This window comes from Bacillus sp. Xin1 (assembly GCF_013314535.1).
In the GTDB taxonomy this organism is placed as follows: domain Bacteria; phylum Bacillota; class Bacilli; order Bacillales; family Bacillaceae_G; genus Bacillus_A.
In genome coordinates this window covers 1-14,736 of sequence record NZ_JABUAE010000067.1, presented here as the reverse complement: position 1 = coordinate 14,736, position 14,736 = coordinate 1, and the positions used below count along the sequence as shown (strand labels likewise).

Annotated in this window: 16 protein-coding genes, 1 tRNA gene, 1 other RNA gene and 1 other annotated feature; of the genes, 14 read left to right on the top strand and 4 right to left on the bottom strand. The window is 36.9% G+C overall.

What is annotated here, in order from left to right:
- Window position 1 precedes the first annotated feature (1 nt).
- Window positions 2-997, bottom strand: coding sequence for a YaaC family protein (locus HRG09_RS26340; RefSeq protein WP_174103804.1), 996 nt, complete (start codon window positions 995-997; stop codon window positions 2-4).
- Window positions 998-1,112: 115 nt separating this feature from the next.
- On the opposite strand from HRG09_RS26340, the gene guaB reads away from it, so the two are divergent.
- From guaB to HRG09_RS26305, 7 genes are all read left to right on the top strand, one after another.
- The gene (gene guaB / locus HRG09_RS26335) at window positions 1,113-2,576 is read left to right on the top strand and encodes an IMP dehydrogenase (RefSeq protein ID WP_174103803.1); all 1,464 of its coding nucleotides are present in this window, start codon (window positions 1,113-1,115) and stop codon (window positions 2,574-2,576) included.
- Between the two features lie 104 nt (window positions 2,577-2,680).
- A complete protein-coding gene (locus HRG09_RS26330; RefSeq protein WP_309232377.1) occupies window positions 2,681-4,000 on the top strand; it encodes a D-alanyl-D-alanine carboxypeptidase family protein in 1,320 nt (439 codons plus the stop codon).
- 160 nt (window positions 4,001-4,160) lie between these two features.
- On the top strand, window positions 4,161-5,048 hold the full coding sequence (pdxS, locus tag HRG09_RS26325) for a pyridoxal 5'-phosphate synthase lyase subunit PdxS (protein ID WP_174103802.1): 888 nt from the start codon (window positions 4,161-4,163) through the stop codon (window positions 5,046-5,048).
- A 17-nt stretch (window positions 5,049-5,065) separates the two neighbouring features.
- Window positions 5,066-5,656: a pyridoxal 5'-phosphate synthase glutaminase subunit PdxT gene (gene pdxT, locus HRG09_RS26320; RefSeq protein ID WP_174103801.1), complete on the top strand. Its 591-nt coding sequence runs from the start codon at window positions 5,066-5,068 to the stop codon at window positions 5,654-5,656.
- Between the two features lie 54 nt (window positions 5,657-5,710).
- Window positions 5,711-5,932: a binding site (T-box leader), on the top strand.
- A 51-nt stretch (window positions 5,933-5,983) separates the two neighbouring features.
- On the top strand, window positions 5,984-7,258 hold the full coding sequence (gene serS, locus HRG09_RS26315; RefSeq protein WP_174103800.1) for a serine--tRNA ligase: 1,275 nt from the start codon (window positions 5,984-5,986) through the stop codon (window positions 7,256-7,258).
- Window positions 7,259-7,394: 136 nt separating this feature from the next.
- A tRNA-Ser gene (locus HRG09_RS26310) sits at window positions 7,395-7,487 on the top strand.
- A gap of 167 nt (window positions 7,488-7,654) precedes the next feature.
- Window positions 7,655-8,050: a DUF3797 domain-containing protein gene (locus HRG09_RS26305; protein ID WP_174103799.1), complete on the top strand. Its 396-nt coding sequence runs from the start codon at window positions 7,655-7,657 to the stop codon at window positions 8,048-8,050.
- Window positions 8,051-8,084: 34 nt separating this feature from the next.
- On the opposite strand, the gene HRG09_RS26300 is transcribed toward HRG09_RS26305, so the two are convergent.
- The 3 genes from HRG09_RS26300 to HRG09_RS26290 form a co-directional block, all read right to left on the bottom strand.
- The gene (locus tag HRG09_RS26300; protein ID WP_174103798.1) at window positions 8,085-8,753 is read right to left on the bottom strand and encodes a deoxynucleoside kinase; all 669 of its coding nucleotides are present in this window, start codon (window positions 8,751-8,753) and stop codon (window positions 8,085-8,087) included.
- Between the two features lie 2 nt (window positions 8,754-8,755).
- Window positions 8,756-9,391 (bottom strand): deoxynucleoside kinase, encoded by a 636-nt coding sequence (locus HRG09_RS26295; protein ID WP_174103797.1) that lies wholly within the window; start codon window positions 9,389-9,391, stop codon window positions 8,756-8,758.
- Between the two features lie 121 nt (window positions 9,392-9,512).
- Window positions 9,513-10,052 carry a cysteine hydrolase family protein gene (locus HRG09_RS26290; protein WP_174103796.1) on the bottom strand — a complete coding sequence of 180 codons (540 nt, stop codon included), beginning with the start codon at window positions 10,050-10,052 and terminating at the stop codon, window positions 9,513-9,515.
- Window positions 10,053-10,322: 270 nt separating this feature from the next.
- Between HRG09_RS26290 and tadA the strand changes: the two genes are divergently transcribed.
- The 7 genes from tadA to HRG09_RS26255 all read left to right on the top strand — a co-directional run bounded on the left by tadA (window position 10,323) and on the right by HRG09_RS26255 (window position 14,600).
- Window positions 10,323-10,820, top strand: coding sequence for a tRNA adenosine(34) deaminase TadA (gene tadA, locus HRG09_RS26285; protein ID WP_174103795.1), 498 nt, complete (start codon window positions 10,323-10,325; stop codon window positions 10,818-10,820).
- 78 nt (window positions 10,821-10,898) lie between these two features.
- Window positions 10,899-11,163: signal recognition particle sRNA large type (gene ffs / locus HRG09_RS26280), an RNA gene on the top strand.
- A 133-nt stretch (window positions 11,164-11,296) separates the two neighbouring features.
- The gene (gene dnaX / locus HRG09_RS26275; RefSeq protein ID WP_174103794.1) at window positions 11,297-12,985 is read left to right on the top strand and encodes a DNA polymerase III subunit gamma/tau; all 1,689 of its coding nucleotides are present in this window, start codon (window positions 11,297-11,299) and stop codon (window positions 12,983-12,985) included.
- A gap of 25 nt (window positions 12,986-13,010) precedes the next feature.
- Window positions 13,011-13,337, top strand: coding sequence for a YbaB/EbfC family nucleoid-associated protein (locus tag HRG09_RS26270; protein WP_174103805.1), 327 nt, complete (start codon window positions 13,011-13,013; stop codon window positions 13,335-13,337).
- Window positions 13,338-13,354: 17 nt separating this feature from the next.
- Window positions 13,355-13,951, top strand: coding sequence for a recombination protein RecR (recR, locus tag HRG09_RS26265; RefSeq protein ID WP_174103793.1), 597 nt, complete (start codon window positions 13,355-13,357; stop codon window positions 13,949-13,951).
- 14 nt (window positions 13,952-13,965) lie between these two features.
- Entirely contained in the window at window positions 13,966-14,187 is a 222-nt protein-coding gene (locus HRG09_RS26260) for a YaaL family protein (RefSeq protein WP_174103792.1), read from the top strand.
- A gap of 143 nt (window positions 14,188-14,330) precedes the next feature.
- The gene (locus HRG09_RS26255) at window positions 14,331-14,600 is read left to right on the top strand and encodes a pro-sigmaK processing inhibitor BofA family protein (RefSeq protein ID WP_174103791.1); all 270 of its coding nucleotides are present in this window, start codon (window positions 14,331-14,333) and stop codon (window positions 14,598-14,600) included.
- Window positions 14,601-14,736 lie beyond the last annotated feature (136 nt).

Sequence of the window (14,736 nt, the reverse complement as noted above, 5' to 3'; positions counted from 1 at the left end):
CCTAAGAAATAGGTAATTGTTCGCCCAATAAAAATAGTAAAACATAGTACGGGATTTTTTTCGCAGAAATCCCTAAAAATTGATAAATAAATGGATAATCTTCAGAGGCATAGCTTCCTAATAAGTCGTACCACCAGTCAGTCTCGTAGCGGGAAATCATGCTTAAATTATAAAGCAATAAATAATGTGTAAGCGGCTCTGGTAGGAATGATTTGTAATTTCTTACATCTTTAGTTATTGGCAAATAATAAGTGTTTGTATTGCAATCATAAGATAGGGGTGTACTGTATAAAGGATTCCATGTTTTTGTGGAAGCTGAAAATAACAGATCAGATTCAATAGCTTCATTTGGTGTATATCGTATAAAGAGATGTTTACAAGATGCTTCTATGTAACGAGAAAAACGCTCTTGTGTCATATGTAAGCGATCAAGTACGTTAGAAGGAAATGAAATGTGATGTTCACCTACCATATTGATTTCATATAATATTTTCTCTTTTTGACTATGTTGAAATAACTTTTTTAATTCGGGGATTTTCCCCATTAGTTCTAGCATAATAAACTTTTCAGCCTCTAAGTGTTTCATGTGAAACATTCGTTCTGCCACATGGGCAAATAGTCCATTTTTCTGGATTTTAACTTCATCTTCTAAAAACTGATATCCTTGTTTTTTTCGTTTACGCGTTGTTACTCCATGTGCTAAGACTGTTGTTGATTCTGGGTAGTTTGGATCAACCGTTAATAAGCATGCTTTTAAAAGCTGACTCATTCCATAAAATAACAACATAGGTTGAATAGAAAAAGGTGCAGTTTTACATAATTCATAATAGCTTTTCCCATGTTCTAAGTAATAAATAAAAGGATAACAATTTTCGAAGCTTTTTTTTTCAGCATTTTCAATAGGTAATTTTTCATAACAGCGGGCAAGATAACGCTGTACATGTTGGGATGAAAAAAAGAAACTTAACTGCTGCCAAATGTAAGATGTATGATGCATATATTACGCTCCTTTTATTATCTAAAAATTCTAACATATATGTACTTTCTTGACAGTATTTTAACCAATTGTTAAGCTACTAATAATAATTTCTGGTATCATGGGGGGAACAATTATGTGGGAATCTAAATTTGTTAAAGAAGGTTTGACATTCGATGATGTATTACTTGTACCAGCGAAGTCAGATATATTGCCAAGAGAAGTAAGTGTTAAAACAGTTCTATCTGAAAGCTTGCAGTTAAACATTCCTTTAATTAGTGCGGGGATGGATACAGTAACAGAAGCTGATATGGCTATTGCAATGGCACGTCAAGGCGGTTTAGGGATTATTCATAAGAATATGTCTATTGAGCAACAAGCTGAGCATGTTGATAAAGTAAAACGCTCTGAAAGTGGCGTTATCTCAGATCCTTTCTTTTTAACTCCGGAACATCAAGTATATGATGCAGAACATCTTATGGGAAAATATCGTATCTCGGGTGTACCAATTGTAAATAATTTAGATGAGAAAAAATTAGTTGGTATTATTACAAACCGTGATATGCGTTTTATTCAAGACTACTCTATTAAAATTTCCGATGTAATGACAAAGGAACAATTAATTACAGCTTCAGTTGGTACAACACTAGAAGAAGCTGAAAAGATCCTACAGAAATATAAAATTGAAAAGCTCCCTCTTGTTGATAATAATGGTGTATTACAAGGGCTTATTACAATTAAAGATATTGAAAAAGTAATTGAGTTTCCAAACTCTGCAAAAGATAAACAAGGTCGTTTGTTAGTTGGAGCGGCAGTTGGTGTAACTGCTGACGCTATGCTTCGTATCGATGCATTAGTAAAAGCAAATGTAGACGTAATTGTACTGGATACAGCTCATGGACATTCTCAAGGTGTTATTGAGAAAGTAAAAGAAGTTCGTGCAAAATATCCGACATTAAACATTATTGCAGGTAACGTTGCCACAGCTGAAGCAACACGCGCATTAATTGAAGCCGGTGCAAATGTTATCAAAGTTGGTATTGGACCAGGTTCTATTTGTACAACACGTGTTGTAGCTGGCGTTGGTGTACCACAATTAACAGCAGTATATGATTGTGCGACAGAAGCTCGTAAGCACGGTATCCCTGTCATTGCTGATGGTGGTATTAAATACTCCGGTGATATGGTAAAAGCATTAGCAGCAGGAGCACACGTTGTAATGCTGGGTAGTATGTTTGCTGGTGTAGCAGAAAGTCCAGGAGAAACTGAAATTTACCAAGGTCGCCAATTTAAGGTATACCGTGGTATGGGTTCTGTTGGAGCGATGGAAAAAGGAAGTAAAGATCGTTACTTCCAAGAAGGAAACAAAAAACTTGTTCCAGAAGGCATCGAGGGCCGTGTACCATATAAAGGACCTTTAGCTGATACAGTTCATCAATTAGTTGGTGGATTACGTGCTGGTATGGGTTATTGCGGAGCGCATGACTTAGAATTTTTACGTGAGAATGCACAATTTATTCGTATGTCAGGTGCTGGCTTACGTGAAAGTCATCCACATCACGTACAAATTACAAAAGAGGCTCCAAATTACTCTTTATAATATCTTATATGTAAATAGATGGAGATTTGATATCTCTGTCTATTTTTTTTTGATTATGTTAGAATAACGGTTATGTGAGTACAAAGATATTGGGGGTAACAAAAGTGAAAGGTATGTTTTGCAAGCGATTCATTGCAATGGTAACCGTGCTTACACTATTTTGCAGCATGTTTGTTACATATGGCAGTGCATCAGCGGAAACAGGACCTGCTTTAAATGTGGAAGCAGGAGCAGCGATTTTAGTAGAAGCAGATTCTGGGAAAATTTTATATCAAAAAAATGCAGATGAATTATTAGCAATTGCTAGTATGACGAAAATGATGAGTGAGTACTTAGTTCATGAAGCGGTGGATAAAGGGAAGCTGAAGTGGGACCAAAAAGTTAAAGTTTCTGAATATGCATATAAAGTTTCACAAGATCGCTCATTATCAAATGTTCCATTAGAAAATGGAGGCTCTTATACAGTAAAAGAGTTGTACGAGGCAATGGCAATTTATTCTGCAAACGGTGCAACAATTGCTTTAGCAGAAGCAATTGCAGGTAAAGAAGCAGACTTTGTAAAAATGATGAATGATCAGGCAAAAGAGTTTGGATTGAAAAATTATAAATTCGTAAACTCTACGGGCTTAACAAACAAAGATTTAAAAGGACTACATCCTGAAGGCACAACACCGGATGAAGAAAATAAAATGTCTGCGAGGGATGTCGCGATTTTAGCACAACATCTTATGCAAGATTTTCCAAAGGTATTAGATACAGCCAAAATTCCAAAAAAAGTATTCCAAGAAGGTGGGAAATATCCTATTCAAATGGATAACTGGAACTGGATGTTAAAAGGATTAGTTAAGCAATATGAAGGTGTAGATGGTTTAAAAACAGGACATACTCCAGAAGCTGGCTATTGTTTTACAGGTACTGCTGAAAGAAATGGCATGCGTTTAATTTCTGTAGTTATTAATACAAGTTCTAATACGTCACGTTTTGATGAAACAAAGAAAATTTTTGATTATGGATTTGCAAACTTCGACGTGAAAAAAGTGTATTCAAAAGGATCGGCAGTAAAAGGACATGAAACTGTACGTGTGGAAAATGCAAAAGATAAAGATGTAACAGTTCAGACGAAACAAGCTATTACACTTCCAATGCCAAAAGGAAGTAAAGATGTATATAAAACAGAATTTAAGGATACAGGCAAAGAAAAAGAAGCACCAATGAAAAAAGGGACAACACTAGGACAAATGGTTATATCGCCTAAAGACACTAATGACCCTGGATTTTTATCAGGTAAATCATTGCAAGTAGACCTTGTTACAAAAGCAGAAGTAGAAAAAGCAAACTGGTTTACACGCTCTATGCGTGGCATTGGTTCTTTCTTTGGTGACATTTGGAACAGCGCTGTTGATACGGTAAAAGGTTGGTTTTAAGAGCTCCTCATTGTAGGAGCTTTTTTTTATTCCTATTTTTCATACCGACTTTATGAAAAAGTAGTGGACAAGCCTCTAATAGTTAGTGGTAGAATGTAAGAGTATTCTTAATTTTCGCCGTTAATGGGGAAAAGCAATTCACCTAGGGGGGTTTTTGTACATGACAAATGTAACAGGGACAGAACGTGTAAAACGTGGAATGGCAGAAATGCAAAAAGGCGGCGTTATTATGGACGTAGTTAACGCTGAGCAAGCAAGAATTGCAGAAGAAGCAGGCGCAGTTGCTGTTATGGCACTAGAGCGTGTTCCTGCAGATATTCGTGCAGCAGGTGGCGTTGCACGTATGGCAGATCCAACAATCGTTGAAGAGGTTATGGGTGCTGTATCAATTCCAGTTATGGCAAAATGCCGTATTGGTCACCTTGTGGAAGCACGTGTACTAGAATCATTAGGAGTAGACTACATTGATGAGAGTGAAGTATTAACTCCAGCTGATGAAGTATACCATTTAAATAAACGTGATTACACTGTTCCATTTGTATGTGGATGCCGTGATATCGGAGAAGCAGCGCGTCGTATTGCAGAAGGTGCATCTATGCTTCGTACAAAGGGTGAGCCTGGAACAGGAAATATTGTAGAAGCAGTACGTCATATGCGTCAAGTGAACGCAGAGATCCGTCAAGTTGCGAACCTACGTGAAGACGAATTAATGACATATGCAAAAAATACTGGTGCTCCTTATGAAGTATTACTTGAAATCAAACGCCTTGGTCGTCTGCCAGTTGTAAACTTTGCGGCGGGTGGTGTAGCAACGCCAGCAGATGCTGCATTAATGATGCAACTTGGTGCAGATGGTGTATTCGTAGGATCTGGTATCTTCAAATCAGAAAACCCAGAGAAATTTGCACGTGCAATTGTTGAAGCAACGACACATTATGAAGATTATGAATTAATTGCAAGCCTTTCTAAAGGATTAGGTACTGCAATGAAAGGTGTCGAAATTTCAACACTATTACCAGAACAACGCATGCAAGAGCGTGGTTGGTAATTAAAGGAGATTTTGAAATGGTTAAAGTCGGTGTATTAGGTCTTCAAGGGGCTGTTCGTGAGCATGTAAAGTCAGTTGAAGCAAGTGGTGCAGAAGCTGTCATTGTAAAACGTGTAGAACAACTTGAAGAAATTGATGGTCTTATTTTACCAGGCGGTGAAAGTACAACAATGCGCCGTCTTATCGATAAGTACGATTTTATGGAACCACTTCGCGAATTTGCGAAATCTGGTAAACCGATGTTTGGTACGTGTGCAGGTATGATTTTACTTGCAAACAACCTTGTTGGTTATGAAGAGTCTCATATTGGCGCTATGGATATTACAGTTGAACGTAATGCATTTGGACGCCAAAAGGATAGCTTTGAAGCTGCCCTTTCGATAAAAGGTGTAGGGGAAGACTTCATTGGTGTATTTATTCGTGCGCCATACGTTGTCAGTGTAGGAGATGACGTGGAAATTCTTTCTATGCACAACGATCGAATGGTAGCAGTAAGACAAGGACTATTCTTAGCAGCTTCTTTCCATCCGGAGTTAACGGATGATCATCGTGTTACAGCATATTTTGTGCAAATGGTGAGAGAGGCAAAAATGAAAAAAGTTGTATAAGTAACTTGCAACTTGTGTAAGATTATAGTAAATTGATGGTAACAATTTTATAAAATAAACGTGTTGATAGGAAGTAGTAACAAATAGCGTTTCTTATAGAGAGTCGGTGGCTGGTGGAAACCGATAGAAACAGTTTGTGAATCCATCCTGGAATGAAGTGTGGAATATCTTTATGATTAGTAAACATTTCCGGTGAAGAGTCGTTATTTCTACTTGAGAGGAAAGCAATATTGCTTTCAACTAGGGTGGCAACGCGGGTTAACTCCCGTCCCTTTTTATAGGGACGGGAGTTTTTTGTATTTTATAAAGTAAAAGGAGGAATATAAAATGCTTGATATTAAATTTTTACGTGCGAATTTTGAAGAAGTAAAAGCAAAATTACAGCATAGAGGCGAAGACTTAACTGACTTTGGTCGTTTTGAAGAGTTAGATATAAGAAGAAGAGAATTACTTGTTCAAACAGAAGATTTAAAAAGTAAGCGTAACGAAGTATCTCAGCAGATTTCTGTATTAAAACGTGAAAAGAAAGATGCAGAATCTTTAATTTTAGAGATGCGTGAAGTAGGAGAAAAGGTAAAAAATCTTGATGATAAACTTCGCTCAGTTGAAGCAGATCTAGAACGATTAATGCTTTCTATTCCAAATATCCCTCATGAATCTGCACCAATTGGTGACACAGAAGATGATAACGTAGTAGCTCGTACTTGGGGAGAGATAAAAGAATTTAATTTTGAACCAAAACCTCACTGGGATCTTGCAACTGATTTAGGAATCTTAGACTTTGAACGTGCTGCTAAAGTAACGGGAAGCCGTTTTGTATTTTCTAAAGGTGCAGGTGCAAAATTAGAACGCGCTTTAATTAGCTTTATGCTTGATCTTCATACAGAAGAACATGGATATGAAGAAGTGTTACCTCCGTATATGGTAAACCGTGCAAGTATGACAGGGACAGGGCAGCTTCCAAAGTTTGAAGAAGATGCGTTCCGTATTGAGAGTGAAGACTACTTCTTGATTCCTACAGCTGAGGTGCCTGTAACAAATATGCATCGTGATGAAATTTTAAGTGTAGATAAATTGCCGATTCGTTATGCAGCATTTAGTGCATGCTTCCGTTCTGAAGCAGGTTCAGCTGGCCGTGATACACGTGGTTTAATTCGTCAGCATCAATTTAACAAGGTGGAACTTGTTAAATTTGTAAAACCAGAAGATTCTTATGAAGAATTAGAAAAGTTAACAAATGATGCAGAACGCGTGTTACAATTATTAGGTCTACCATATCGCGTTATGAGTATGTGTACTGGAGATTTAGGATTTACAGCAGCGAAGAAATACGATATTGAAGTATGGATTCCAAGTTATGGAACATATCGTGAGATTTCTTCTTGTAGTAATTTCGAAGCATTCCAAGCAAGACGTGCAAATATTCGTTTCCGTCGTGAGCCAAATGCAAAACCAGAACATGTTCATACAATAAATGGATCTGGACTTGCAATTGGACGTACAATTGCAGCTATTCTAGAAAATTACCAACAAGAAGATGGTACAATTATAATTCCAGAAGTTCTTCGCCCTTATATGGGAGGAAAAACAGTTATTAAATAAATTAAAACTTTCATCGGTATGAGTGTTGTCAATTAAATAAATTTAGGAAAAGGAAGGGTTTTTCCTTTTCCTATAATTTATTATGAGTGGACTTGACTAACTGTTTTTCTTTTGATATTATATTTGATGTCAATATGGAGGTATACCCAAGTCTGGCTGAAGGGATCGGTCTTGAAAACCGACAGGCGGCGAGAGTCGCGCGGGGGTTCGAATCCCTCTACCTCCTCCAGATATAATTGACAACAGCGCATATAAGTGGAGATTGGAGAACTCGTTACCAACACGTAACGAGTTTTTATTTTAAAACCAATCAGAAAGTATGATGTAAGGTAGCGTGCTGCCTTATAAAACACTCATATTCCGATGATTATCTTCATAGATATGAAAGGAGTCAACATGGATCTTATTATACAAACATTTCCTTTAGATGGAAAAACGCTATACTATGTACAATGTCCAGTCTGTAAGAACAATAGAATTTTAAATAGTGGTGCAAACGTATCACGTATTATAAGCGATGATACATTCCGTAAACTTTGTGGTTGTACTTGTAATGTGAAACAAGAAGCAAAAAAAGTAGAGGCACCAAAAAAAGCCGAGAAACAAGCTGTGAAACAAGAGGCAGCTCCAAAACGTACTGGTAAAGTATTAACAGCAATTATTAATGGGAAAGAAATGACTGTTAAAGAAATTGCTGAGGCATATGATATTAGTACAAGTACGGTTCGTCAGCGTATTAATGCTGGAAAACAAGAGAGTGAAATTATTGCTCCAACGAAAAAGAAAAAATGAGTGAATAGGAAAACCCGTGCATATGCACGGGTTTTTATTTTACAAGTTTACGTGTTTGTTTTAAAAAATGTCCAATTTTCTTAATGATGGGCTCGATCGAGTTTTCATCTTTTAAAATATCGTATTCATTAATATTTAAGCGTAGGACAGGACACAAATTAAAATTATTAATCCAATTTTCATAACGTCCGTGCATTTCTTGCCAATATTCAATTGGTGTTTGTTGTTCCATTGGGCGGCCACGTTCTTGAATACGACTGACAATATCATCAAAAGAACCTTCTAAGTAGATTAATAAGTCTGGGTGAGGGAAGTATGGTGTCATAACCATTGCATCGAACAACCCCTTGTATGTTTCGTAATCTGTTTCTGTCATTGTTCCTTTTTCGTGATGCATTTTTGCGAAAATACCAGTATCTTCATAAATAGAGCGATCCTGTACAAACCCACCGCCATATTCGAAAATTCGTTTTTGTTCTTTAAATCTTTCTGCTAAAAAATAAACTTGTAAGTGAAAGCTCCAGCGCGTGAAATCAGCATAGAACTTATCTAAATATGGATTTGAATCCACTTTTTCAAATGATGTACGGTAACCTAAAGCATTGGCAAGTGCAGTTGTCATAGTCGATTTACCAACGCCAACTGTACCAGCAATGGTAATTACTGCATCGTTTGGAATGTCATACTTTTGCCTTAAATTCATTGCTATTTCGTTCCCTTCGAGAGTGTATTTTTGAGGGTGGATAAAATTATATTCAAGTCGTCACTATTCTTCATAAAATCCATGTTATCTCCATTAAACTTTAACACTGGAATATCTGGATGATCCTTTTTAAAGGCATCCATTGCCGTTTCGTAATCTTTGGTAAGTTGTAGTAAATAATTGGGGTCCATGTTTTTTTCGAATTCACGTCCGCGCATTGCGATTCGTTTTTGTAATGTTTCTAGACTTGCTGTTAAATATACAATGACGTTTGGCACGGGCATATCTTGTGTAAGAATACGATAAATTTGCATGTATTTGTCATATTGAGTGTCTTTTAATGTGCGAGATGCAAAAATTAAATTTTTAAATATATGATAATCTGCTACTACTGGCTTACGCTGATTTAAGTATTTTATATTAATGTCTTCCAATTGCTTATAGCGATTACAAAGAAAGAACATTTCTGTTTGAAAACTCCATTCTTCAATGTTTTCATAAAACTTCCCTAAGAAAGGATTTTCATCAACAATCTCTTTTAATAAGTGGAGTTGCATGTGAGTTGAAATTTCCTTCGCTAGTGAAGTTTTTCCAACACCGATTGGTCCTTCAACCGTAATAAATGGTACTCCGGTCACGCTGTTTCCTCCTTTCGATTCATAATTTCCTGTAAATAAAAAGCACAAAACAGAATAATTGTAGCATAAGAGGGAAGCGAGCGGACTAATTTGTCATAAAAAGTTGGAAAATCGACGCATACTATTCAAATTTTAATTGAAGAGAGGGAATAATATTTGCCTTCAATGTTGTTTCCATTATTTTTAAAGCATGTTTATTATCTTGATCAGAATTAGAAGCAGTACAATCTTGTGGTACATATAGTGTATAGTTCCTCATATGAGCATCATTGGCTGTAAAGAGAACACATATGTTCCCTGCAATTCCTGTTATGATTAGTTTTTCAACCTTTAAATGTCCTAATAAAGAATTTAAGGGAGTTTCATAAAAAGCTGAATAATGTGGTTTAATAAACACATAATCATCTGTACTAGGAGCAATTGCTTGTATGATGTTTTTACTATAATGATTTGTACAATGTGTAATCAGTTGATCGATATCAGCTCTCCATAGTTGATAATGATCGTTAATATAAATAACAGGATAACCATTCATTTTCATTGTTCGTTTTAAGTGTAAAATAGGTTCTATAATCATTTGGCATTTTTGCGCAAGGATTGGTCCATGGGAGAATTGGAAGTCGTTAATCATGTCAATAATGAGCAATGCAGTATTTTTCATATGTAATCACCCTTCCTTTTTCTTTAGATTGGATTGAATGTGTGAAAGTTATCCTGCATCTAAGAGGAAGTGTAATTGAATAGTATGTATATAAATTGAAAAGCACACATAAAACTTTTCTGTTTAGATGGTAGAGGGGATCCGATTATGTGCAGAAACGATCAGATTGTGTTCCTGCCTCACGCCAAGTGAAAATAGAAAAAGAAAATGGTTAAGGACACTTTTGACCTTGCGTAGCAGGGAGATTATTTGTAATGAGAGGACTGGATTATGGAACAAGATATTTATTTTATGCAGCTTGCAATAGAAGAAGCGAAAAAAGCTGAAGAAATCCAAGAAGTTCCGATTGGGGCTGTTATTGTATTAGATGGAGAAGTAATCAGTGTTGCTCATAATTTAAGGGAGACAGAACAACGATCCATTGCTCATGCAGAGTTATTAGCTATAGATGAAGCATGTAAAAAGTTAGGTACGTGGCGTTTAGAAAATGCGACACTATATGTTACATTAGAACCCTGTCCAATGTGTGCAGGGGGGATTGTTTTATCGCGCGTGAAACGTGTCGTATATGGTGCAAGTGATCCAAAAGGTGGATGTGCAGGTACTTTAATGAATCTTTTAACAGATGAGCGCTTTAATCACCAATGTGAAGTAGTACCTGGTGTAATGGAAGAAGAATGCGGGGCGCTGTTAACGAACTTTTTTAGGGAACTTCGTAAAAGAAGGAAAGAAAAGAAGGAGAAATTGGATAAAAATACTGGTACCTAACATATTTGCAATTTATGAAGAAACAAGTTATACTAATAATGCCTTCAATAAGGCAACCGAATATTGGTTTTAACTTTGCCGTGCTAAGCGGGGAGGTAGCGGTGCCCTGTACTCGCAATCCGCTCTAGCGAGGCCGAATCCCTTCTCGAGGTTATGTTGCTGTAAGGCCTGCCTTAAGTAAGTGGTGTTGACGTTTGGGTCCTGCGCAACGGGACCCCGTGAACCTTGTCAGGTCCGGAAGGAAGCAGCAATAAGCGGGTATTCTCGTGTGCCGCAGGAGTGCCTGAACCGAGCTAACTGCTTAAGTAACGCTTATGGTACGTAATCGACAGAAGGTGCACGGCAGTTATATATGTATACAAAACCCACCTTATATAAAAAGGTGGGTTTTTTGTATGGAAAATAACTTTTGGAATCTGTAAACAGAATGGGTTATAATATATAAGATAATAACCTTTGAGGGAGGCCGTATTTTCGTGTCATACCAAGCGTTATACCGAACATGGAGACCACAAAAATTTGAAGATGTAGTCGGTCAAAAGCACGTAACAAAAACGTTGCAAAATGCCCTTCTTCAAGAGAAAGCGTCGCATGCTTATTTATTTTCTGGACCGAGAGGAACAGGTAAAACTACGATTGCAAAAGTATTTGCAAAGGCAATTAACTGTGAGCATGCCCCGGTAGCTGAACCTTGTAATGAATGCCCTGCGTGTTTAGGTATTACACAAGGATCTATTTCAGATGTATTAGAAATTGATGCGGCTTCAAATAACGGTGTAGATGAAATTCGAGATATAAGAGATAAAGTAAAGTATGCCCCAAGTGCAGTGAGATATAAAGTATACATTATTGATGAGGTCCACATGCTTTCGATGGGAGCTTTTAATGCGCTTTTAAAGACGCTAGAAGAGCCACCACAACATGTTATCTTTATTTTGGCAACAACAGAGCCACATAAAATTCCACCTACAATCATTTCTCGCTGTCAACGCTTTGAATTTCGAAAAATATCAGTAAATGATATTGTAGAGAGATTAGCAACAGTTGTTACAAATGAAGGTACAAAGGTAGAAGATGAAGCATTGCAAATTGTTGCTCGTGCTGCTGAAGGTGGTATGCGTGATGCGCTCAGTCTGATCGACCAAGCTATTTCTTATAGTGATGAAGTTGTTACGACTGAGGACGTCTTAGCGGTAACGGGTTCTGTTTCTCAACGATATTTAGGTAATCTTGTAGAATGTATACGGGAGAATGATGTATCAAGAGCGTTGCGTATTATTGATGATATGATGAGTAAAGGAAAAGACCCAGTTCGTTTTATGGAAGATTTCATTTACTATTATCGTGATATGCTTTTATATCAAACTTCACCACAATTAGAACATATGTTAGAACGAGTAGTTGTAGATGAGCAGTTCCGTATGCTAAGTGAAACGATGCAACCTGAGGTTATTTATGAAATTATTCATACGCTCAGCAAGGGGCAACAGGAAATGAAGTGGACAAATCATCCACGAATTTTCTTAGAGGTTGTTATGGTGCAACTTTGTCAGCAGTTTATGATGCAGTCAAATGGAACAGATCGTCTGCAAGCAATTATGAACAGAATGCAACAATTAGAAAAAGAATTAGAACACGTGAAGAAAAATGGTGTGCCAGCTGGTGGAGGGCAGGAAGTAAGAGAGACGCGTGCAGCCCCAAAACCAGTGCGGACAGGAAGTATGAAAATTCCTGTTGGGCGCGTACATGAAGTATTAAAGCAGGCAAAACGCCAAGATTTAGAACAGTTAAAAGGCGTATGGGGTGAGCTGTTAGGGAGACTTAAATCCTATAATAAGGTGGCTTTTGCTGTATTATTAGAGAATAGTGAACCAGTTGCAGCTTCTGCAGATTCTTATGTTTTGGCTTTCCAATATGAGATACATTGCAAAATGGCAAGTGAAAATCGTGACGCGATGGATACCGTAGAACAAGTTCTTTTTGAATTGCTCAGCAAAAGGTTGAATATGATTGCAATTCCGAAGAGTGAGTGGGGGAAAATACGCGAAGAATTTTTACAACGTGAAGGTGGAAATTCAGAAGAAGATGCAGAAGCAAAAGTAGATCCCCTTGTAGAAGAGGCGGTAAAATTAGTAGGGCAACAACTTATTGAAATAAAAGAATAACAACAATTAGGAGGAATTTATTATGATGCGTGGCGGAATGGGAAATATGAATAACATGATGAAACAAATGCAAAAAATGCAAAAGCAAATGGCGAAAGCACAAGAAGAACTTGGTGAAAAAACAGTAGAAGGTACAGCTGGTGGCGGAATGGTTACTGTAATCGCAAATGGTCACAAGCAAATTCTTGATGTGAAGATTAAAGAAGAAGTTGTAGATCCAGAAGATATCGAAATGTTACAAGATCTTGTATTAGCTGCAACAAATGATGCACTTAAGCAAGCTGAGGAGCTTTCAAATTCTACAATGGGACAGTTCACAAAAGGCTTAAACTTACCAGGTGGAATGTTCTAGTAGGGGGATATTGACGTATGCATTATCCAGAACCAATATCGAAGCTTATAGATAGTTTTATGAAGTTGCCAGGGATTGGTCCAAAAACAGCTGTTCGTTTGGCTTTCTTTGTACTAGATATGAAAGAAGATGCCGTGCTAGATTTTGCTAAATCTCTTGTGAATGCAAAACGGAATTTAACATATTGTTCTGTTTGTGGACATATTACAGATCGTGACCCTTGTTATATTTGCGATGATTCACACCGTGATCAATCAGTTGTTTGTGTTGTACAAGAAGCAAAAGATGTAATCGCGATGGAAAAAATGAAAGAATATCAAGGGGTCTATCATGTGCTTCGTGGTGCAATTTCACCAATGGAGGGAATTGGACCGGAAGATATTAATATTCCACAGTTATTGAAAAGGTTACAAGATGAAACTGTACAAGAAGTTATTTTAGCAACGAACCCAAATATTGAAGGGGAAGCTACAGCGATGTATATTTCCCGCCTCTTAAAACCGACGGGTATTAAAGTGACTCGTATTGCACATGGTCTGCCAGTTGGTGGAGATTTAGAATATGCGGATGAAGTGACATTGTCGAAGGCTTTAGAAGGCCGTAGAGAAGTATAAGAGGAGAAATCAAAATGTTTTTTCAAAAAAAGGGAAAGTTGCGAAAAGAATATGATGATAAGCTAATTGCTGTATTAGAAAAAGTTAAGAATGAGTGGTTGCGTCAAAAAAGAATGGTAGAACAAAGTGTTGAACCATCTCAAGATGTATTGTGTTCTTTGAAATTAGCAGAAGCAAAATATTTTTTCTTACTAAAAGAAGCGAAAAGACGTCCAGTAAAGATGGAACAATGGTAAAAGGTCCTGGTTTTGAAACCAGGACCTTTTTTATGAGCAATAAGTCTTCGCTGATTAAGGTTTCACTTTATATAATCAAACGGTATTTTTTGTTTCCTTGTCCCATACATATAGAGTGTATAAGTTATATAAGGAGGGGGAACATGAATTCTACATTAGTTATTGGCGGAATTCTTAGTTTGGTATTTGTTTTGTTGATCTTTGGTGCTTCAACGAAGCCATTGCAATTTATAGGAAAGATGTTTGTGAAAGTAATAATAGGTGTAGCACTATTGTTTGCGGTTAATGTAATTGGAACTTATTTTGGTTTTCATATCCCGATTAATCTTGGCACGGCTTCTATTTCTAGTGTTTTAGGGATACCAGGTATTTGTGCTTTAGTTATCATTAAGTTATATATAATGCCAGGGTGAAAATCATTTTGGCATTTATTTTAAAAAGATGAAGAATAGTGTTGACTTATTAAATGTTAATATGGTAAATTAATAAGCGTCGTCAACAACGAAAGAAAAAAAGAAGTTGACGAAGTGGTTAAGAAATGTTATATTG

What these genes read in the sequence shown, in the direction of transcription:
- HRG09_RS26340 (WP_174103804.1), bottom strand. Translation starts at nt 997, where the DNA reads ATGCATCATACATCTTACATTTGGCAGCAGTTAAGTTTCTTTTTTTCA.
- guaB (WP_174103803.1), top strand. Translation starts at nt 1,113, where the DNA reads ATGTGGGAATCTAAATTTGTTAAAGAAGGTTTGACATTCGATGATGTA.
- pdxS (WP_174103802.1), top strand. Translation starts at nt 4,161, where the DNA reads ATGACAAATGTAACAGGGACAGAACGTGTAAAACGTGGAATGGCAGAA.
- pdxT (WP_174103801.1), top strand. Translation starts at nt 5,066, where the DNA reads ATGGTTAAAGTCGGTGTATTAGGTCTTCAAGGGGCTGTTCGTGAGCAT.
- serS (WP_174103800.1), top strand. Translation starts at nt 5,984, where the DNA reads ATGCTTGATATTAAATTTTTACGTGCGAATTTTGAAGAAGTAAAAGCA.
- HRG09_RS26305 (WP_174103799.1), top strand. Translation starts at nt 7,655, where the DNA reads ATGGATCTTATTATACAAACATTTCCTTTAGATGGAAAAACGCTATAC.
- HRG09_RS26300 (WP_174103798.1), bottom strand. Translation starts at nt 8,753, where the DNA reads ATGAATTTAAGGCAAAAGTATGACATTCCAAACGATGCAGTAATTACC.
- HRG09_RS26290 (WP_174103796.1), bottom strand. Translation starts at nt 10,052, where the DNA reads ATGAAAAATACTGCATTGCTCATTATTGACATGATTAACGACTTCCAA.
- tadA (WP_174103795.1), top strand. Translation starts at nt 10,323, where the DNA reads ATGGAACAAGATATTTATTTTATGCAGCTTGCAATAGAAGAAGCGAAA.
- HRG09_RS26270 (WP_174103805.1), top strand. Translation starts at nt 13,011, where the DNA reads ATGCGTGGCGGAATGGGAAATATGAATAACATGATGAAACAAATGCAA.
- recR (WP_174103793.1), top strand. Translation starts at nt 13,355, where the DNA reads ATGCATTATCCAGAACCAATATCGAAGCTTATAGATAGTTTTATGAAG.
- HRG09_RS26260 (WP_174103792.1), top strand. Translation starts at nt 13,966, where the DNA reads ATGTTTTTTCAAAAAAAGGGAAAGTTGCGAAAAGAATATGATGATAAG.
- HRG09_RS26255 (WP_174103791.1), top strand. Translation starts at nt 14,331, where the DNA reads ATGAATTCTACATTAGTTATTGGCGGAATTCTTAGTTTGGTATTTGTT.